The organism is Azospirillum baldaniorum (assembly GCF_003119195.2).
Taxonomy (GTDB): Bacteria; Pseudomonadota; Alphaproteobacteria; order Azospirillales; family Azospirillaceae; genus Azospirillum; species Azospirillum baldaniorum.
Window position 1 is genome coordinate 44,543 of sequence record NZ_CP022260.1, and the last position, 19,726, is coordinate 64,268.

15 protein-coding genes are annotated in these 19,726 nt (G+C 68.8%); 7 read left to right on the forward strand and 8 right to left on the reverse strand.

Annotation, left to right across the window (positions count from 1 at the left end):
* Positions 1-33: 33 nt before the first annotated feature.
* Positions 34-2,175: an adenylate/guanylate cyclase domain-containing protein gene (locus Sp245p_RS26930; protein WP_014241950.1), complete on the forward strand. Its 2,142-nt coding sequence runs from the start codon at positions 34-36 to the stop codon at positions 2,173-2,175.
* Between the two features lie 15 nt (positions 2,176-2,190).
* Complete coding sequence (locus Sp245p_RS26935) at positions 2,191-3,231, forward strand: TRAP transporter substrate-binding protein (protein WP_014241951.1); 1,041 nt, start codon at positions 2,191-2,193, stop codon at positions 3,229-3,231.
* Between the two features lie 22 nt (positions 3,232-3,253).
* Here Sp245p_RS26935 and Sp245p_RS26940 read toward each other — a convergent pair whose 3' ends face one another.
* Together Sp245p_RS26940 and Sp245p_RS26945 are read right to left on the reverse strand one after the other, a co-directional pair.
* Positions 3,254-3,802, reverse strand: coding sequence for a hypothetical protein (locus Sp245p_RS26940; RefSeq protein ID WP_144019272.1), 549 nt, complete (start codon positions 3,800-3,802; stop codon positions 3,254-3,256).
* Positions 3,803-3,946: 144 nt separating this feature from the next.
* Positions 3,947-4,783 (reverse strand): helix-turn-helix domain-containing protein, encoded by an 837-nt coding sequence (locus tag Sp245p_RS26945; RefSeq protein WP_244439512.1) that lies wholly within the window; start codon positions 4,781-4,783, stop codon positions 3,947-3,949.
* A gap of 775 nt (positions 4,784-5,558) precedes the next feature.
* Here Sp245p_RS26945 and Sp245p_RS26950 point away from each other — a divergent pair.
* The gene (locus Sp245p_RS26950) at positions 5,559-6,791 is read left to right on the forward strand and encodes a hypothetical protein (protein WP_014241954.1); all 1,233 of its coding nucleotides are present in this window, start codon (positions 5,559-5,561) and stop codon (positions 6,789-6,791) included.
* A gap of 22 nt (positions 6,792-6,813) precedes the next feature.
* Here the strand turns inward: Sp245p_RS26950 and Sp245p_RS26955 are convergent, their stop codons facing one another.
* From Sp245p_RS26955 to Sp245p_RS26965, 3 genes are all read right to left on the reverse strand, one after another.
* Positions 6,814-7,269: a MarR family winged helix-turn-helix transcriptional regulator gene (locus Sp245p_RS26955; protein ID WP_014241955.1), complete on the reverse strand. Its 456-nt coding sequence runs from the start codon at positions 7,267-7,269 to the stop codon at positions 6,814-6,816.
* A 115-nt stretch (positions 7,270-7,384) separates the two neighbouring features.
* Positions 7,385-7,804 carry an organic hydroperoxide resistance protein gene (locus Sp245p_RS26960; RefSeq protein WP_014241956.1) on the reverse strand — a complete coding sequence of 140 codons (420 nt, stop codon included), beginning with the start codon at positions 7,802-7,804 and terminating at the stop codon, positions 7,385-7,387.
* Between the two features lie 182 nt (positions 7,805-7,986).
* A complete protein-coding gene (locus Sp245p_RS26965) occupies positions 7,987-8,667 on the reverse strand; it encodes a lysozyme inhibitor LprI family protein (protein WP_014241957.1) in 681 nt (226 codons plus the stop codon).
* Between the two features lie 459 nt (positions 8,668-9,126).
* Here Sp245p_RS26965 and Sp245p_RS26970 point away from each other — a divergent pair, with 459 nt between their 5' ends.
* The 3 genes from Sp245p_RS26970 to Sp245p_RS26980 all read left to right on the forward strand — a co-directional run bounded on the left by Sp245p_RS26970 (position 9,127) and on the right by Sp245p_RS26980 (position 13,881).
* Complete coding sequence (locus Sp245p_RS26970) at positions 9,127-9,312, forward strand: RSP_7527 family protein (protein ID WP_014241959.1); 186 nt, start codon at positions 9,127-9,129, stop codon at positions 9,310-9,312.
* A 167-nt stretch (positions 9,313-9,479) separates the two neighbouring features.
* On the forward strand, positions 9,480-10,547 hold the full coding sequence (locus Sp245p_RS26975) for an HD domain-containing phosphohydrolase (RefSeq protein WP_014241960.1): 1,068 nt from the start codon (positions 9,480-9,482) through the stop codon (positions 10,545-10,547).
* Between the two features lie 13 nt (positions 10,548-10,560).
* Positions 10,561-13,881 carry a PAS domain S-box protein gene (locus Sp245p_RS26980; RefSeq protein WP_014241961.1) on the forward strand — a complete coding sequence of 1,107 codons (3,321 nt, stop codon included), beginning with the start codon at positions 10,561-10,563 and terminating at the stop codon, positions 13,879-13,881.
* Between the two features lie 35 nt (positions 13,882-13,916).
* Here the strand turns inward: Sp245p_RS26980 and Sp245p_RS26985 are convergent, their stop codons facing one another.
* From Sp245p_RS26985 to proV, 3 genes are read right to left on the reverse strand one after another with little or no spacing between them, the layout of a single operon-like run.
* The gene (locus Sp245p_RS26985) at positions 13,917-14,828 is read right to left on the reverse strand and encodes a glycine betaine ABC transporter substrate-binding protein (protein ID WP_244439513.1); all 912 of its coding nucleotides are present in this window, start codon (positions 14,826-14,828) and stop codon (positions 13,917-13,919) included.
* A 41-nt stretch (positions 14,829-14,869) separates the two neighbouring features.
* Complete coding sequence (locus Sp245p_RS26990) at positions 14,870-15,808, reverse strand: ABC transporter permease (protein ID WP_014241963.1); 939 nt, start codon at positions 15,806-15,808, stop codon at positions 14,870-14,872.
* A 2-nt stretch (positions 15,809-15,810) separates the two neighbouring features.
* The gene (gene proV, locus Sp245p_RS26995) at positions 15,811-17,007 is read right to left on the reverse strand and encodes a glycine betaine/L-proline ABC transporter ATP-binding protein ProV (protein ID WP_014241964.1); all 1,197 of its coding nucleotides are present in this window, start codon (positions 17,005-17,007) and stop codon (positions 15,811-15,813) included.
* Positions 17,008-17,638: 631 nt separating this feature from the next.
* Here proV and Sp245p_RS27000 point away from each other — a divergent pair.
* Positions 17,639-19,678, forward strand: a complete 2,040-nt coding sequence (locus Sp245p_RS27000) for a M3 family metallopeptidase (protein WP_014241967.1) — start codon at positions 17,639-17,641, stop codon at positions 19,676-19,678.
* The last annotated feature ends 48 nt before the right edge of the window (positions 19,679-19,726 follow it).

Genomic DNA, 19,726 nt, shown 5'->3' on the forward strand with positions numbered 1-19,726 from the left:
TCACCGCAATATTGGCCCTCCGGAGACCGCCCGATGTCCCAAACGCCGTACCGGATACGCCTGCGCGTGGGAATCGCGCTGGCCTTCCTGCTGACGACGGTGCCGCTGATCGCGGTGATGCTCAGCTACCTCTATCATGAGAACTCCCGCACCGCGCTGGAGGTGGCGTCCCAGTCCATCGCGCGCACCACCCAGACGGTCACCAACGACCTGAACGGTCTGGTCAGCCCGGTGGCCCGTGTCGCCGAGGCGATGGCCGGGTTCGGGCGGATCGACCGGAACGGGCTGCGCCGCATCGAATCGCTGCGCTACTTCTCCGACGCCCTGGCCACCCTGCCGCAACTCGCCTCGCTCTATGTCGGCTTCGCCGGGGACGGCGCCTTCTTCCAGATGGCGCGGCTGGCCCCCGACGGCGGACGTTTCGGCCCCGCCGCGCCGCCGCCGGGCAGCGCGCTCGCCCTGCGCATGCAGGATTCCAGCTCCGGCTGGTTCGCCGACTCCTATTTCTACCTGCGCTCCTGGGGGCAGGTCACCGGCGTGGAGCGGGCGGAGGCGACGGAGGACCCGCGCACCGCCCCCTGGTACGTGGCGGCGCAGAAGACCGGGGCGGCGGTGATGTCCGACGCCTTCGTCCTACCCGCGACCCGGCGTCCGGTGGTCACCGTCTCCTACCGGATGGCCACCGACGACGGGGTGCCCATCGGCACCATCGGGGCCGACGTCTCGCTGGACCGGCTGGCGGACCGGCTGGACGCCCTGCGCATCGGATCATCCGGGGCGGTGTTCGTGATCGACGGCACCGGGCGGGTGATCTGCCACAACCGGGCCGACCTGCTGGTCGGCGGCGACGGCGCGACGGCGTCGCTCCACACCACCGCGTCCTTCCCCGATCCGGTGCTGGCCGAGGCGGTGGAGCGCCGCAACAGCGGGGCCGGCGACCGCTTCATCGCCCCGCTGGGGCCGCAGGGCCGCGACTACATCGTCGAGTTCGCAACCCTGGCCGACGGGATCGGCAGCGGCTGGACCGTCGGCGTGGCGGTGGAGGTGGACGAGTTCGTCGGCTCCCTCCGCCGCGCCACCTACCGCATCGTCGTGATCGGCGCCGGACTGCTGGCGGTGTCGGTCCTGCTGCTGCTGTGGCTGTCGCACCGGCTGACCCGCCCGATGCAGGACATCGTGTCGGAGACCAAGCGCATCCGCCATTTCGACCTGACCGGCCGCTTCGCCGTCCGCACCCGCGTGCAGGAGGTGGCGGAACTGGCCGGCGCCGTGGAGGCCATGAAGGGCGGGCTGCGCCGCTTCGGCGCCTATGTGCCCAAGGCGCTGGTGCGCGACATCATCGTAACCGGCGACGGCGGCGAGCTGGGCGGCGAGACGCGTCCCCTCAGCATCCTGTTCAGCGACATCGCCGGTTTCACCGCGACCAGCGAAGCCATGCCGCCGCAGCAGGTTCTGGACCGGCTGACCACCTATTTCGAGCGGATGACCGCCTGCATCCACGGCCATGGCGGCACGGTGGACAAGTTCATCGGCGACGCCATCATGGCCTTCTGGAACGCCCCGCGCCCCGACCCGGACCATGCGGAGCACGCTTGCCTGGCGGCGCTGGGCTGCCTGTCGGTCAACCGCGCCATCAACGACGCCTGCCTCGCCGCCGGCATGCCGCCGATGCCGACCCGCTTCGGCCTGCATCTGGGGGAGGTGGTGGTGGGCAACGTCGGCTCCTCCGACCGCATGCAGTACACGGCGCTGGGCTCCCACGTGAACCTTGCCTCGCGCATCGAGGGGCTGAACAAGGTCTACGGCACCAGCATCCTGGTCACCGGGGCGGTGGAGCACGCGGTGCGCGGGCGCTTCCTGTTCCGGCCCGTCGATCTCGCCGTGCCCTCGGGCCTGTCGGCGCCGATCGAGCTGTTCGAGCTGGTCGGCGCGCTCGACCCGCATTCGGCCTTCGCCCGCCCGCCGGAGACCCACGACCTGTGCCGCCAGTGGCACGTCGCCGTCTCGCTCTACCGCGGCCGGCGCTGGTCGGCCGCGCTGGACCTCCTGCGGCCACTGGCCGACGAGCCGGAGGTGGCGGCGCTGGCCCGGCTCTACATCGCGCGCTGCGAGCGGCTGATCGCCGACCCGCCGGACGAGGGCTGGGACCCCGCCGAGCATTTCAAGACCAAGTAGCCAGAAGAGGACGCGATGAAAAGCAGATGGACGGCGCGGCTGTTGGCCGCCTGCACGGTACTGGCGCTGGCGCTCGCCGCCGCCGGGGTGTCCGCCGAGACGGTCATCAAGCTGGCCCACCCGAACCGCAACGACGCCTTCGACAACACCGCCGGGGCCATGGCGATCGTCTTCAAGAACCATGTGGAGGTGGCGACCGAGAAGCGCGTGCGCGTGGAGATCTTTCCCGAAGGCCAGATGGGCCGCGACGGTGACGCCGTGAAGCTGGTCCGCCAGGGGACCATCCAGTCGGCCATCTCCTCGGTCGGCGGGGTGGCGCCGCTCTACCCGATGCTGGCGGTCATCGACCTGCCCTTCGCCTATTCCTCGGTCGCCAACGCCTACGACGTCTTCGACGGTCCCTTCGGCCACCGGCTGGCCGAGGAGATCCGGCGCAAGGCGGGACTCGCCGTGCTGGGCTTCGGTGATCCCGGCGGGCTGTTCACCATCACCAACTCCAAGCGCCCGATCCGCCAGCCCGAGGACATGAAGGGGCTGAAGATCCGCACCATGGATCTGGAGACGCACCGCACCATGATCGGCAGCCTGGGCGGCACGCCGGTCAACGTTGCCTGGTCGGACCTCTACAACGCCCTGGGCACCGGCGCGGTGGACGGCCAGATGAATCCGGTGCCGATCGTCCGTTTCGCCCGCTTCGACGAGGTGCAGCGCCACCTGACGCTGAGCAACCACCTGTTCCTCCCCTATGTCTGGGTGATGAACGCCAAGTTCCTGGACGACCTCGCCCCCAGCGACCGCGCGGCCGTGATGAACGCCGCCCGGCTGGGCGTCGTCGCCAGCCGCGGCCTCAGCCGCCTGATCGAATCCTCGGACCGCGGCCTGCCGCCGCTGGCGCAGCGCATGGAGGTCCACACGCTGACCCCGCGCGAGGCGGAGGCGTTCCGCAAGGTGACCCAGCCCGCGGTGCGGCAGGCCATTGAGCGGCGGTTCGGCGCCGAGGGTGTGGAGATGCTGGCCGCCTTCGAACGGGCGATCCGCGAGGAGCGGACGCCGTAAGCGGCGCAGCCGGGCGGTCAGCTCATCCCATCCGCCGGACCGCTCCCCCGGCCAGCGCGCGCAACCGGCCGGCGCGACCGTGGCTGGTCCTCTCGCCCGCCCCGTCTCCGGACGCGCTTGCCGCTGCCGCGATCACCGACAGCCGCCGCGCCAGCGCCCATTCCGGTGCGCAGGCCTCCTCGCACAGCGCCCGCATCTCCGCGATGGACGGGCGCCATTTCTGCGTGCGGCGCCAGGTCCGCGCCGCCGCGTCCACCGCCCAGGCCGGGAACTCGCCGAGGTCCTCCGCCCAGTCGAGCGCGACCAGATGCTCCACCTCCGGCGCGGTGCCCTTGGCCGGATAGTGGCTGAGCAGGGCCAGGATGCGGGCGAGCAGATGGTCCGGCGACGCCGGGGCCAGGATGGAGCCGGTCAACTCGTCGAGCGCCCGCCGTGCCATCAGGGCCTGTTGGCCGGTCACCCCGTCGGGTGGGCTCCAATCCTCGGTCACCCCGTCGAAACCGCGGTCGCCGAAGCGCGGCCGGCGCTCCAGCCGTCCGGAGGCGAGGACGTCCCGGAGGGGTGTCGGCAAGGCTGAAACCAGCGTGGCGCGGCGCTCGGCCGCGGGGGCGGACGGGTCGAAGGCCGGTGACGGACGGGTCGGCAAGGGAGTCACGACCGATGGGCTTGGCCCCCTGGGCGGGGCGGAACGCGGCTGTGTGGCCATGGTGTGTCTTTACCTCCAGGCCTGCGGGACGTGGCCGGCGTTGAGCTTGGCCGCCGCGGCCATCCAAGCACCGAGCTTCTGTTCGGGAACGGGAACGTTCGATGGCGGCCTTGCAGGGGTGGCCGGGCCCGTCGGCCGCAGCATCGGCGCCTTGCCGACGGCGGCGTCCTGCGTCAGCCAAGCTTTCCAGGCGGCCCCGGCGTCACGGTAGCGGTAGCCGTGGGCTTGGCAGCGCAGGCGGAACCCTTCGGCGTGACGGTCGAGATCCACCCAGGCGAAGCGGCTTTCGGCCCAGGCGCGGTCTCCGGCATCGGGCGTCCAGCCGTCCGGCACGGCTTGCGCAAGCCCGCGCGAGGTGTGCGAGTCCAGAGTCTGTTCGGATTCCGGCTGTTCCTGTCGCACTGGCGCACATGGGGAGTCGGCGGGAGCGACATCCTTGGCCGGTGTCTGCACAGGGGGCATCGCGGCCTGGTCGCACGCTGCACCGGCTGCCGGAATCGGTCCGTCGCCGGGGGCCAGCCGCAGCCGGTACAGGCAGGACAGCCGCCCGCCTGAGGCGGAGCGGCGGGACTCCCTCGCGATCACCCCGGATTCGGCAAGATGGCCGAGGATGCGGTTCACCGTGCTGCGGCTGCGCTTCAGCGCGGTGGCGAGAGTCGCCTGGGACGGCCAGCATTCGCCGCGGGCGTTGGCGTAGGTCGCCAGCGCCGCCAGCACGGCCAGACCGTCGGCGTCGATGGCGGGGTGGCCGAGCCACCAGGCCGGAATCCGGCCCCACCGCCCAGTGTCCGCGGGCGGTCCGGAATCCGGCGTGTCGTCCAATGGCATGTCGTCGCGGGGTGTCATGGTGCGGTCTCCGCAAGGCTGTCGGGACCGGCTGCGCACGGAATGCGGGCCGGTGGCTTTGCGGATCAGGATTCCCAGCGGCGCGCGGCTCTTCAAACCGCGGGCAATCGCTCCATAGCCGGGCATGGAGCGGTAACCCGCGCCGTTGAAGCCCCGGCTCGCGCTTCTGGAGCCTTTGCCCGCCGATATGGAGCGATGGCCCGCGCTTCATCGCCGAATCGGAATCCTGGAGCGGGAACCCGCGCCCCTGGAGCGATAGCCCGCGCCTCCGGATTCGGACGTATGGAGCCATGGCCCGCGGCCGGTGCGCCGGAGCATGGAGTGACAGCCCGCGGTTCGGCGGGTGATCCTCCGCCTGCTATGGAGCCATAGCCCGCGGGCATGGAGCGATAGCCCGCGCCCTGCCTTCCTCACCCGCACCCGGTGGTAACCCGGTGGCGAGCATGGGATGGAGCTTTTGCTCGCGCTTCCCCGCTCGGCCCCCTGGAGTTCCGACTCGCGGGGCGACTCGCGGCCATGGAGTGATAGCCCGCGCCTTGCTCCTCGCCTGGGTCTTTGCTGGCACGGAACGATTCGCATCGGTGGGCGGAGTCGCGGACAGAGTCGAAAGATGTCAACGCCATGCCGGGAAAGCGCGGGCTGTTGCTCCATACCCGCGGGCTATCGCTCCATGGGCGCGGGCAAAGGCTCTATACCGAAGGAGGTCGCCCGTCACGAAGCGGTTGTCAGGGCGCGTCCGCCGCCGCATGGTCATAGCCGGGCAAGGAGGGATTGGATGAGCAAGATCGCGACACCCGGCGCGCTGCAACTGGTTCTGTTCGAGCTGGAGGACCGCTCCCAGTCGCACCTGATCGCGCTGTACGATCTGGCGCCGCGCTACGTCTTCGCCTCGCGCGACGGCGGACGGTCCGCGGAGACCGCGCCGGCGAAGGGCAATTTCGTCGCGTCGATCAAGCGCGAGTTCACCTATCACGGCAGCACCTTCCACCTGACCATCCAGCCCGCCCGTCTGACCAAGATGGTCAACCGCGACCAGGTCAGCCGCGACGACGGGACCGCCCAGGCCGACGGCCAGACCGAGATCGAATACGAGGTCTTCCCCGCCGAGCGCGAGCAGGTGGTGGAGCATGTGGTGCGCCGCCTCGCCATGGACCGCTCGCGCCTGTCGCTGGGCGGCGAGAACCGCGACAAGGTCCAGATGCGCTTCACCCTCTACGAGATTCAGCGCGAACTGAAGGCGGTCGGCCACACCCTGTCGATCCGCGACATCCGCGAATCGCTGACCATCCTGGCGCGCTCGCGCATCATCATCGGCAAGCCGGCGGAGGGGGTGAAGAAAGGCCGCGGGGCCAACCTGCTGGAATCCACGGCCTTTCCGGTGCTGGCCATCCGCTCCCGTCCTGATCTGATCGGCGACGAGGGGGGCGACGAGGAAACCCACCTGCAGTTCAACCCGCTGGTCTCCTCGGCCATCCGGAACCTGGAATTCAAGCCGGTCAGCTACCAGTGGCTGATGCGGCTGAAGAGCCCGGTCTCCCGCTGGCTCTACAACCGTCTCAGCGCCGAGTACGACTATTCGGGGGCGGAGGCGCCGGGCGATCTGGGCGCCAAAGCGATGACGCTCTCGGCGGACGAGATCATCAAGAACAGCGGCATGAATGTGTGGAGCCGCCGTCGCGACACGTTGCGCGCGGTGACCTCGGCGGTGGATGCCCTGGTCGAGGAAGGAATTCTGACCAGCGCGGAGAAACTCTACGACAAGGTGGGCGCCCGCATCGAGGGGATCACCTACGTGATGCTGCCCAGCGCCAAGTTCCTCGCCCAGGTGCGCAAGGCACAGGCGGTGGAGAATGCCAACGTGGCGGCCATGCGGGCGATCACCGGCGACGACCGCCGGCCCACCGACTTCGTGCCGGTCACCCCAGCCGCGACGGTGGAGACCCGCGCCCGCCGTGCCAAGCGGCTGACCGAGGAGCCGCCGCGCCTGCCGATGGCCGAGGCCGGCTGACGAGGGCCCGTCGCGGCCGGGTTCAGTCCCGGTCGGCGGCGGCGTTCAGCGAGTCGCGCAGGCGCAGCAGAGCGTCGCGCAGTCCGGCGAGGTCGGGCAGCGGGCAGTTCGCCGCCGCCGCGATGTGCTCCGGCAGCGCCGTCGCCCGGTCCCGCAGGGCGGTGCCCTGCGGCGTCAGGTGGATGCGCACCAGCCGCTCATCCGACGGATCGCGCCCGCGGGTGACCAGCCCCTGCCCTTCCAGCCGCTTCAGCAGCGGGGTCAGCGTGCCGCTGTCGAGCAGCAGTCGCTCCCCCAGCGCCTTCATGGTCTGGCCGTCCTGCTCCCAGAGGAGAAGCATGACCAGATATTGCGGGTAGGTCAGCTCCAGCGCCTCCAGCAGCGGGCGGTATACCCGCGTCATCGCCAAGTTCGCCGAATAGAGGGCGAAGCAGGCCTGGTTGGCCAGAAGCAGCGGGTTGTCGTTCTCGGTGCTCATCGTTCGGGGGTTCCCAGCCAGGGACGCATCGCGGGCCTGTTGCGCGCGACCCCATAGCGCATGGGGGTATGGCACGCAACACGCCCGCGAGCATGAAACCCTGTTATGCGCCCTGTTACGCGATGGCCGTGCTCACCGCGATGTTGCCCTTGGTCGCGTGGCTGTAGGGGCAGACCTTGTGGGCGCGTGCCACCAGATCCTCGGCCGCCGCCTTGTCCAGGCCGGGCAGCGACACGGTGAGATCCACCGCGATGCCGAAGCCCTCACCGTCGTCGCGCGGGCCGATGCCGACCTGGGCGGTCACCGTCACGTCCGCCGGAACGGTGATCTTGTCGCGGTTGCCGACGAACTTCATGGCGCCGAGGAAGCAGGCCGAATAGCCGGCGGCGAACAGCTGCTCGGGGTTGGTGGCGCCACCCTTGCCGCCCAGCTCCTTCGGGGCGGCCAGCGCCACCGACAGCAGGCCGTCGTCGGTCTCCGCCTTGCCGTCACGCCCGCCGGTGGCCGTCGCCTTGGTCGTGTAGAGGATCTTCATTGCGTGAACTCCTTCGAACAGATGGATCGTTTCGATCGGGGAAGCGGGTTGCCGCTTGTTGTCGAGAAGGACTATCGCGCAAAATTGAATTGCGCGCAATGTAAATGGTCATGCGCCATTTCATTGCGCGCAATGCATCGCCGGAATGGCGTCCAGGCACGCGCTTCGCAAGGCGGCGCGGATCAGGGAGCGCGCCGGTAGCTCCAGATGAAGCTGCCGTTGTGGCCGCACCAGTAGCCGCTGGCGGCGCGGTTGGGCTCCAGATCGGGGATGGCTACCTCGCCGCCCTCCTCCGCGACCAGGATCAGGCCGCCGCCCTCCGCGTCGGGGGTGCCGACCGTCAGCCGTCCCTGGTCGTCCAGCCGCCCGATGCCGGAAAAATCGCACACCCAGCGCCCTGCCGTGGGCTCGGCGCCGCTGACGCTGACGGCGACCGTCCCGTTGCGCAGGGCAAGGGCGGCGATGCCGATGAACCCCTCATGGTCGAAGCGGCCAACGTAGCGCCCGACGGGCGGCGGCGGTGTGGCGGGATCGGTGCGGAAGGACAGGACCGCCACGCGCCCGTCATAGGCGCGGCGCAGGCAGGCCGCGTCGGTGCCGCAGGAGTCGCGCTCGCGCAGCCATGCCCGCTGGTCGGCCTTCACGGCGGCTCCAGCGGTGCCCTCCTCCGGGCTGGCGCCCGACAGGCGCTCCAGAGCGGCGCGGTAGGTCGCGGCCAGCCGCCCGTCCAGAGCGGAGAGCGCCGGATCGGCGCAGATCGCCTTTTCCGTCGGGGTGTTGGCCTTGGAGCAGGGAAAGCCTGCCGCCGCTGCGCCGGTCGGCAGCGCCAGGAGGCCAAGGGCGAGCAGCGCTGGGCGGAGCATGCGGGTTCCCCTTCGACGGAATCCCCTTCCTTCGAGGGGCGGGCCTCGACTCTGCCGTGGCGGCGGAGTGCGGTCAAGCCGTCCTCCGGGGGGCATCCGGTCTGCTGTGTCCCCCCACCTCATAAGCAGGAAGTCCGCGCTTCGCAGCGCTGCGGAAGTCCACATTGTCACAGCGCTGCGATGAACTCTTTTAACAGCGCTGCGAAAACTTGTGTTCTTAAAAGATCATGCTCCATTTTATTCTTGATTGTGCGCTGCATCATAGTAATGGAAGCCATGCGTTATCGGCGCGTCGTCTTTCGGGATGGTGGTGTCAATATATCCAGCCAGGCAGCACCGCCCCTCCGCCGGCATCGCGCAGGCCCCTTCCATGGCCAGCCGCCGACCCCGGCGCCCGAGCGGCACCGCCAGAGACATTCCCATCGAACCACGGCCTTCGAGGCCGCCATGAGGACAACCATGAACGCCGACAACTTTGCGACCCCCCTGTCGTCCACGGAACTGCGCAACATCCGCCGTCAGGCGGAAGCCCTGCGGGCCGCCTATCTGCGCAGCCTGTTCCGCCGTCTGGCCGCGGCCTTCAGCCGCCCGGGTGCTGGGACCAACGGCGCTGCGACCAACGGCGGTCTGACCGCCGCCCGCTGAGCCGCACCCGGCACCATTGCTTCCCTGGAGTTCCCCTGCACGCGGCCGGACGGTCCGGCCGCGACTTTTTCGCCCGCATATGACCAATTTTAGCAAGATTCGTTAAGATTTTGCCGGCTATCATTTTCTAATGATACCCGAAATGGTGGTCTGGGGCGGGCGCAAAAATGCAGGTTGTAATCGTCGATGACGATCCCTCCACACTGTTCATCACCAGCGCGGTCATCCGGCGGATCGACGACGCGGAGCCCATCGGTATGGGCAGTCCGCTGGAGGCTCTGGACTGGCTGGCCGTCAACACGCCCGACCTGATCCTGATCGACCATGTCATGCCGGACCTCGACGGCATGGATGTGCTGGAGCGCGTCCGCGCCCAGCGGCATCTCGCCGACGTTCCGGTGGTGATGATCACCGCCGACACGTCGGTGAAGCTGCGGGTGGCCGCTCTTGAAAGCGGCTGCACCGATTTCCTGACCAAACCCATCATCGTGCCGGAGCTGCTCGCCCGGGCGCAGAACCTTCTGCGCCTGCGTCTGGGCCAGCGGATGATGCGCGATCAGGCCGCCATCCTGCGCAGCCGGGTGGAGGAGGCGACCGCCCAGCTCCGCCAGCAGGCGCAGGAGCTGGTGGCCCGCCTCGCCCGGGCCGCGGAGTATCGTGACCCGGAAACCGGCCTGCACATCGAGCGGATGGCGTGCTACTCGCGCGTCATCGCCGAAAGCCTCGGCCTCGACCCGGACGACTGCGCCCGGCTGGCCGAGGCCGCGCCGATGCACGACATCGGCAAGATCGGCATTCCCGATGCCATCCTGCTGAAGCCCGGCCGGCTGACCGACAGCGAAATGAGGGTGATGCGCGAGCATCCGGTGATCGGCCACGCCGTGCTGCAGGGAAGCGAGCACCCCCTCATCTGCGAGGCCGCGGAGATCGCGCTGGGCCATCATGAGAAGTACGACGGGACCGGCTATCCCAAGGGCCTGCGGGGGGAGGAGATTCCGCTGGCCTGCCGCATCGTCGCCATCGCCGACGTCTTCGACGCGCTGACCACCGCCCGCCCCTATAAGATGCCTTGGCCGCTCGACACCGCGAAGGCCTACATCGTCGAGCACAGCGGCAGCCATTTCGACCCGGCCTGCGTCGACGCCTTCCTGCGCGCCTGGACGTCCATCCTCGCCATCCACGACGCCCATCCCGACCCGGATTTCACCGGGACGGACGCCGGCGCGTTCCGCTAGACGGGAGGGCGTGATGCCGGACACCCCCGTTTCCCTTCCCCTGCCCGAACACGGCCACCGGGCCTACGCGTTCCGGTCCAGGGCGCTGGTCTCCGGGGTGTGGATGGCCACGCTCCTGCTGACCGCGGCGGCCTGGACCGCGGCCGTCTACCTGACGGAGCGCGACCAGCGCGACGCGCTCCAGCGGGCCGAGCGCGACACCGGCAACCTGGCCCACATCATTGCGGAACAGACCACGCGGGCCATCGCCGGGACCGACCGCATCCTGTCCTTCATCGGCTACGACCTGTACCGGCTGGGCAGCCAGAGCCCGCTGCTGCGCGACGTGATGCGCAACGCGACGCTGGATTCGGACCTTCTGCTCCAACTCGCCTACGCGGACGGCAAAGGCGACCTGATCCAGACCAGCGTGGACAACGCCCCGGCCCGGGTGAATCTGGCCGACCGCGAGCATTTCCGCGTGCACAAGGAAGGAACGGTCCAGGGACTGTTCATCAGCCGCCCCGTCTTCGGGCGGGCGTCGGGCAAATGGTCGATCCAGCTCAGCCGCAAGGTCGACGCCCCGGACGGCGGGTTCGGCGGGATGATCGTCGCCTCGCTCGACCCCTTCTACTTCGGGCGCACCTTCGACAACCTGAATGTGGGCCATGACGGCGTCATCTCCATCATCGGCCGCGACGGCATCCTGCGCGCGCGAAGCGTCATGGACGACCGCATCATCGGATTGGACCTCGGCAGAACGCCGATCCTCCAGGAGGCGGAGGAGAAAACTCAAGGCTTCCTGCGCTCGGTCAGTCCCGTCGACGGGGTGGCCCGCCTGACCAGCTTCCGGAGCCTTCAGAATTACCCGCTGATCGTCAGCGCGGGCTTCGGCGAGGCGGAGTTCATGGCCGAAACCTGGGCGCGGCAGCGCGCCTACACCGTCGGGGCGGGCCTGACTACCGCCCTGCTGTTCGTCCTGGCCTCGCTGGTGACGCTGCAAAGCCGTGCCCAGGAGCGCGCCCATGCCACGCTGGACGAGGCGGCGAGGCATCTGCGCGCCAGCAAGACGAAGCTGCGCGACATCGCGGAAACGGCATCCGATTGGTTCTGGGAGATGGACGCCGACCTGTGCTTCGCCGGCGTGTCCGGAGCCTATGCCGGATCGATCCGCGACCCGGAGCTGTACCGGGGCCGGCGCTGCGAGGACATCGCCCTGCGCGAAGCCGGCGACGGCGCTTATTGGGAGGAGCAGCGCCGCGTCCTGGAGGACCGGCAACCCTTCCGCGATTTTGAATTCACGGTCCACGGACCGGACGGCGACACCCGGATCTGGTCGCTCAGCGGCAAGCCGGTCTTCGACGATCAGGGCGCCTTCGCCGGCTACCGCGGCTCCGGCTCCGACGTGACGGAGCGGCGGCGGGCGGAACGGTCGCTGACCGACAGCGAGCGGCGCTACCGCGCCATGTTCGCGGCGGTCGGCCAGCCCATCGTCGTCACCGACCAGAACGCCGTGATCACCGGCTTCAACCCGGCGGCGGAGGCCCTCTTCGGGTACCATGAAGCGGAGATGATCGGGCGCAACGTCACGGCCCTGATGCCGGACGGGCACGCCGGCAACCATGACCGCCTGTTCCGGGACTACCAGTCGAGCGGCCGCGGCAGCCCGAGCGGCATGATCCGCGAGGTGCCGGTCCAGCGCGCCGACGGTGCTCTGGTGCCCACCGAGATCGCCCTGTCGAGCTGGCGGGCCGGGGGACGGGAGCATTTCATCGGTGTCTTCCACGATCTGTCCAAAGCCAAGCAGATCGAGGCCGACCTGCGCCGCGCCCGCGACAGCGCCGAGCACGCCAACCGGATGAAGAGCGAGTTCCTGGCGACGATCAGCCACGAGATCCGCACGCCGATGAACGGCGTGCTGGGCACGCTGACCCTGCTGGACAGCGAGGGGCTGGACGCCGAGGAGCGGCGTCTGGCCGGCGTCGCCCGCCGCTCGGCGGAGAGCCTGCTGCGGCTGCTGGACGACATCCTGGACTTTTCCAAACTGGAAGCCGGGAGGATCGCCATCGAGGAAGAGGTCTGCGCGCCCGCCGACCTCGCGGAGGCCGTGATGGCGGTGTTCCAGCCCTTGGCAGCGGACAAGGGGCTGTCCCTGACCTGCCACATGCTGCCTGGCGTGCCGGAGGCGGTGGTCACCGATCCCGCACGCCTGCGGCAGATCCTGTTCAATCTGGTCGGCAACGCGGTGAAGTTCACCGGCACCGGCCATGTGGCCGTGCGTGCGCGCCGCGGCGCCGGCCTGCCGGACGGGCGTTTCCTTCTGGAGTTCGAGGTGGAGGACAGCGGCATCGGCATCGCCGCGGATGCCCTCCCGTCGCTGTTCGACCGCTTCACCCAGGCCGACAGCTCGATCACCCGCCGTTACGGCGGCACCGGTCTGGGGCTGGCAATCTGCAAGGAGCTGTGCGGGCTGCTCGGCGGAACGATTTCCGTCACCAGCGCGCCCGGCAAGGGAAGCCTGTTCCAGTTTTCGGTCGCCTGCGCGCCGGGCGATCCGGCGGCGTTGCGCCATGCCGCGGAGGCGCCGCCGGCCGTCCCCCTGCCCCCCTTGCGGATTCTGGCGGTGGACGACAACGCGGTGAACCGGGACATCGTGCGCGGCCTGCTGGTCCGTGGCGGGCACAGCGTGGTCACCGCGGTGGATGGTGACGAGGCGGTGCGGACCGTGGAACGGTCGGAGGGGCCCTTCGACGTGGTGTTGATGGACATCCAGATGCCGGGCATGGACGGGCTGACCGCCACCCGCCTGATCCGCGCTCTGCCGGCGCCGCGCAACGGGGTTCCGGTGATCGCGCTGACCGCCCATGCCTCGGGCAGCTCGCTTCCGGAATGCATGGCGGCGGGCATGAGCGGGTTCGTTCCCAAGCCCTTGCGTCCGGCGGCGCTCGACGCGGCGATCCGCGCGGTCGTCGGCAACCCCGCTTCCAAGGCGGTGCCCACGGTGGCTGCCGAGGCGGCTCCGGAAAGCGTTCCGGTGGTGGACCTGCTCGACCGCGAACAGGTGGACAGCGTGGCCGAGGCTCTTGGCCCGGAGAGCTGGTCCGAGGCCGTGCAGGGCTTCTCGCGCACCGCGCGGGAGCAGGTGGCGCGGATCAGCAGCGCCCTGGCCAGCGGCGAGGAGCACCGCCGCGCCGCCCACACGCTGAAGGGTCTGTCCTGGAACGTGGGGGCGAAGCGGCTGGGCGACCTCGCGCTGGCGCTGGAAAAGGCGCCGCCGGACGAGGCCCTGGCCCTGGCCGGAAGCCTGGAAGGCGTGCTGAAGGACAGTGTGGAGGCCCTGTCCGAACCTCAATGACGAGGCCGTAAGGTGTGGGCAGGGCCTCGGGCTGGTTAGGAGGCCGGCATCTCGCCGGTCACCCAATAGTCCACGCGCTGCTTGTTGTTGGCGATGTAGGTGTCGATCGCCTTGTCGTAGGAGGTGGCGTCGGCCTCCAGCATGATCTTCTCCAGATCCTCCAGCGGCAGGTACATCCGGGTCAGGAGCTCGGCGACCTTGGGGTGCTCCTGGTAGAGTTTCTTGCGGGCCATGACGTGAACGCGCTCAAGGCCGCCCAGCGAGCCCTTCGGGTCCTCCAGGTAGCGCAGCTTCCACTTGGCGAACATCCAGTGCGGGCTCCAGGCGGTGACGGCGATCCAGTCCTCGCGCCGATCGGCGCGGCCCAGCGCGGCGGTCATCGCCGCACCGCTGGCCGACACCAGCTCGTAGCCGTCGAGGCCGTAGTCCTTCAGCGCCTTCTCCGACGCCTGCATCAGGCCCGAACCGGGGTCGATGCCCTGGATCTTGCCCTTCAGCTTCTCACGGATTTCCGGCTTGGCGAGGTCGGCGATGGTCTTCACTTGATCCTCCGGCACATAGTCCGGCACGGCCCAGCCCAGGCGGGCGCGGGTGTAGAGCATGCCCAGCGGCACGATGTCCTTGCCCACCTTGTCCAGGTAGGAGGCGTGGGTGGTCGGCAGCCAGGACATCATCATGAAGTCGAGGTCGCCCTTGGCGAGCCCCTGATACTGCAGGCCGATGTCGGCAAGCACCAGCTCGACCGGCTGATCCAGCCGTTCCTGGATGAGGCGTTGGGCGAGCTTGGTCACCGCCTCGGCGTCGGACCAGGCGGTCCAGCCGATGCGGACCGGCTTCTTGTCCCCCTCAGCCGTGTTGGCGGCGGCAATGCTGGCGGAGGACAGGGCGGTGCTGCCGATCACGGCGGCGACGCCGAGGGCCATCATCTTCAGAAACGTGCGTCTCATGCAAAAAATCCTTTGTTTTGTATGGTTTTGGGGATGGCGGTTCATCCCGCTTCGGTGACTCCGTGCGTGGGAGACAGGTGCGCGTTGTCCTTCGGCTGCGCCGCGCGGCGGCGGCTCAGCAGGGAGCGCAAGGCGGACCGGGGGGAGCGTCCCCCCGCGTCCGGGGTTCCGAAACTCTGGGTGATGCGGTCGAGCAGGATCGCCAGGATCACCACGGCCAGCCCGCCCTCGACGCCGAGGCCGATGTCCAGCCGCTGGATGCCGCGCAGCACCTCGTTGCCGACGCCGCCCGCGCCGATCATCGAGGCGATGACGACCATCGACAGCGACAGCATGATGGTCTGGTTGATGCCCGCCATGATCGACGGCAGCGCGGTCGGCATCTGCACCTTGAACAGGAGCTGGCGCGGCGTGCAGCCAAAGGCGAGGCCGGCCTCGACCAGCTCGTGCGGGACCTGCCGGATGCCCAGGCTGGTCAGGCGGACGACCGGCGGCATGGCGAAGATGATCGTCGCGATGATGCCCGGCACGCGGCCCAGCCCGAACAGCATGGCCGCCGGGATCAGGTAGACGAAGGCCGGCATGGTCTGCATCAGGTCGAGCGCGGGGCGCACCACCGTTTCCACCCGGTCGTTGCGCGCGGCCACGATGCCCAGCGGAACGCCGATGGTCAGGGCGATGGCGGTCGCCGTCAGCACCAGGGCCAGCGTGTCCACCGTCTGGTGCCACATGCCCAGCCCGGCGACGACCATCAGCGCGGCCGCGGCGAACAGCGCGAAGCGCCAGCCGTTCCGCCACAGCCCGATCAGCACCACGATGGCGGCCAGCGCCACGCCGGGCAGCGCGGTCAGGGCGGCCTGGACGCCGTCGGCGACCGCGCCGACCACGAGGTCGATGCCGTCGAACAGCCATTGCGCGTGGTCCAGCAGGAACATCACGGCGGCGTCGGCCCAATCGCCGATGGGAAGCTTGAAGTCCATGGTCAGCGCGTCCGTCCAAGGGTTTCCAGATAGGCGGTCTTGGAGATCGCCCCGACATAGGCGCCCTGCCCGTCCACCACCGGCAGCGGGCACGGGGCCGACGCGATGCGCGGCAGCACCTCGTCCATCGGCAGGTCGACGGGAAGCGGCTCGATGCCCGGAAGCAGCGCCTCGTCCAGCGTGGCGGAGCCGTTGTGCCGCTCGATGGCGGTGACCAGCGTTTCCACCGACACCACGCCGTGGAAGCGGCGGCGGCCATCCTGGACGTAACCGAACTCGCGGTCGCGCTCGCGCAGCTGGCGGACGGCGGCGCGCGGGCCTTCGCCGGTGTGGCGAATCAGAGTCACCTGATCGCGCCGGGCGATGTCGCCCGCCGTCAGGATCTTGGTGACGTCGATGTTGCGGAAGAAGGAGCGGACGTAATCGTTGGCCGGCTGCTTGAGGATTTCGTCCGGGCGCCCGACCTGGATGATCTGGCCGCCCTCCATGATGGCCAGCCGGTCGCCGATGCGGATCGCCTCGTCCAGATCGTGGCTGATGAAGACGATGGTGCGCTGCCGTTCGGCCTGAAGGCGCAGCAGCTCGTCCTGCATCTCCGTCCGGATCAACGGGTCGAGGGCCGAGAAGGCCTCGTCCATCAGCAGGACGGACGGTTCGTTGGCGAGCGCGCGGGCCAGGCCGACGCGCTGCTGCATGCCGCCCGACAGCTCCCGCGGGAAGCTCTCCGCGTAGGCGCCGAGGCCGACCGCGTCCAGCGCCTGCTGCGCCTTGTCGCGCCGCGCCTTCAGGCTTTCCCCGGCGATCTCCAGCCCGAAGGCGGCGTTCTCCCACACCCGCAGGTGCGGCAGCAGGGCGAAGGACTGGAACACCATGCCCAGGTCGCGCCGCCGCAGCTCGGTCAGCTCGGCGCGCGACAGCTTGGTGATGTCGCGCCCGTCGATCCGGATCTCGCCCGCGGTCGGGTCGATCAGCCGGTTGAGCATCCGGACCAGCGTCGATTTGCCGGAGCCCGACAGGCCCATGATGACGAAGATTTCTCCGGCCTCGACCTCGAAGCTGGCGTCGAGGACACCGACGGTCTGGCCGGTTCTTTTAAAGATCTCTTCCTTGGAAAGACCCGCCTTCAGCAGGTCGAGCGCCTGACGTGGGTGGCGCCCGAAAATCCGGGTGACGCCGTTTACGGCAATTTTCGCGGTCATCCGCTGATGCCTCCGCTCTTGGCAAAATGCGTGTGGTTCCGGACCCCGAGAGGGACCGGTCCGTCGTGCAGCCTTCATTGGAAGCAGGGGGAAGCGGGGGCGTGCCGGGGTGGAGAGGCACGCAAGGCAAGGACTTTCGTCCGCACGCCAGCAATTTCGACAGCCGCGTCGCGACCGCCTCCCGCCAACCACAGGGAAAGTAAAGCTACATGAGAAAACGCAAAAACAGCGAAGACTCATGAAATTGAAGGCTATATGAACAAGAAAACAGATTTATCTATGCATGCATACCGATGTCACCTCTAAAACAGACTGGGGTTGTAGGGAAATGCGCACATGGAATGGCGCTCCTGAAGCGCGTTCAAGAGAGCAATTCCTGGCCGCCACTGACAAGAGGCTAACAAACTTTAGGAGAGATTTGAAGCCTTTTTATGTCTCGGTTGGATATGGCACCGGATCAATGTCGTTCAAGCGTGGATTTCAAGGCTTATTATCCTAATGCCGCGCCGCGGTTCCTTCTATTTTCGCCGTTCTGGGATGCGCCCTGCTGTGACCGGCGTGTTGTGGTGGCGGACCGGTTGCGGCACCATGTCCTTGCATGTCTTCCGTTTCCGGTCAGCAAGGGGCCTTGATGAGCAACCCGTTCTTCGAAACCTGGACCACGCCCTTCGGCCTGCCGCCCTTCGACCGCATCCAGGCCGAGCATTTTCCGCCCGCCTTCGACCATGGCATGGCGGAAAACATCGCGGAGATCGCGGCGATCACCGGAAACCCCGACGCCCCGACCTTCGCCAACACCATCGAGGCGATGGAGCGCAGCGGGCGCTTCCTGAACCGGGTCGGCGGCGTGTTCTGGAACCTGAACTCCAGCAACACCACCGACGCGCTGGAGACCATCGCCCGCGACTACGCGCCGAAATTCGCCCAGCATTCCATGCGCATCGCGCTGGACCCGGCGCTGTTCGCCCGCGTCGCGGACCTCTACGAGCGGCGCGCCACGCTGGACCTCGCCCCCGACCAGCTGCGCCTGCTGGAGCGCCAGCATCTCGGATTCGTGCGCAGCGGCGCGCTGCTGCCGCCGGACGCCAAAGCGCGGATGACCGCGATCACCGAGCGGCTGGCGACCCTGCACACGCTGTTCGGCCAGAACGTGCTGCACGACGAGAAGGATTGGCAGCTCGTCCTGGAGGAGAGCGACCTCGCCGGCCTGCCGGACTTCGCGCGCAACGCCGCCGCCCAGGCCGCCAGGGAGCGCGGGCAGGAGGGCAAGTACGTCATCACGCTGGCCCGCTCCTCGGTGGAGCCGTTCCTGACCTTCTCGGCCCGCCGCGACCTGCGTCAGGTGGCCTATGAGGCCTGGATTCGCCGCGGCGAGCATGAGGGTGAGCACGACAACCGGCCGCTGATCCGTGAGATCGTCGCGCTGCGCACCGAGCAGGCGAAGCTGATGGGCTACGCCAGCTACGCCGATTTCAAGCTGGACGACAGCATGGCGAAGGACACCTCCGCCGTCGAACGGCTGCTGCTGCAGGTCTGGGGTCCGGCCAAGGAGAAGGCGGCCGCCGAGCGCGCGGAGCTTCAGGACTGTGCCAGGGCGGAGGGCATGAACGAGCCGATCGCCCCCTGGGACTGGCGCTACTACGCGGAGAAGGTGCGGCAGGCCAAGTACGACATCGACGAAGCGGAGGTGAAGCCCTACTTCGTGCTGGAGAACATGGTGCGCGCGGCCTTCGACACCGCTGGGCGCCTGTTCGGGCTGACCTTCACCGAGCGCCCCGACCTGCCGGTCTATCACCCGGACGTCCGCGTCTACGAGGTGACCGAAAAGGACGGGCGTCATGTCGGCCTCTTCCTGCACGACAATTTCGCCCGGTCGTCCAAGCGCTCCGGTGCCTGGATGAGCAGCTACCGCGACCAGGAGAATTTCGACGGGGCGGTGTCGCCGATCATCGTCAACAACAACAACTTCTCGAAGGGCGAGCCGACGCTCCTCAGCTTCGACGACGCCGAGACGCTGTTCCACGAATTCGGCCATTTCCTGCACGGCTGCCTCAGCAATGTGCGCTACCCGAGCCAGTCCGGCACCTCGGTCCGCCGTGACTTCGTGGAGCTGCCCTCGCAGATCTACGAGCACTGGCTGGCGGTTCCGGAAACGCTGTCCACCTACGCCCGCCATCACCAGACCGGGGAGCCGATCCCGCAGGACCTGCTGCGCCGCCTGCTCGCCGCCCGCAACTTCAACCAGGGCTTCGGCACGGTGGAATACACCGCGGCGGCGCTGCTCGATCTGGAGTTCCACACCCGCAGCGACGCCGCCGACACGGATGTCGCCGCCTTCGAGCGGTCGGTGCTGGACAAGATCGGCATGCCGGCGGAAATCGCCGTGCGCCATCGCCCGACCCATTTCCAGCACCTGTTCGCCGGCAGCGGCTACGCCGCGGGCTATTACGCCTATCTGTGGGCGGAGGTGCTGGACGCCGACGGGTTCGAGGCGTTCCTGGAAACCGGCAACCCCTTCGACCCAGACCTTGCGGCGAAGCTGAAGACGATCTATTCGTCGGGTGACACCCGCGACCCGATGGAACTGTACACCGCCTTCCGCGGACGCGAGCCGCGCATCGAGGCGCTTCTCAAGCACCGGGGCCTGACCCAGTCGCTCGGGGACGCCTGACGCACCGCCCATCGGCGTCGCAGACACGCACACGAGGACAAGGGACGG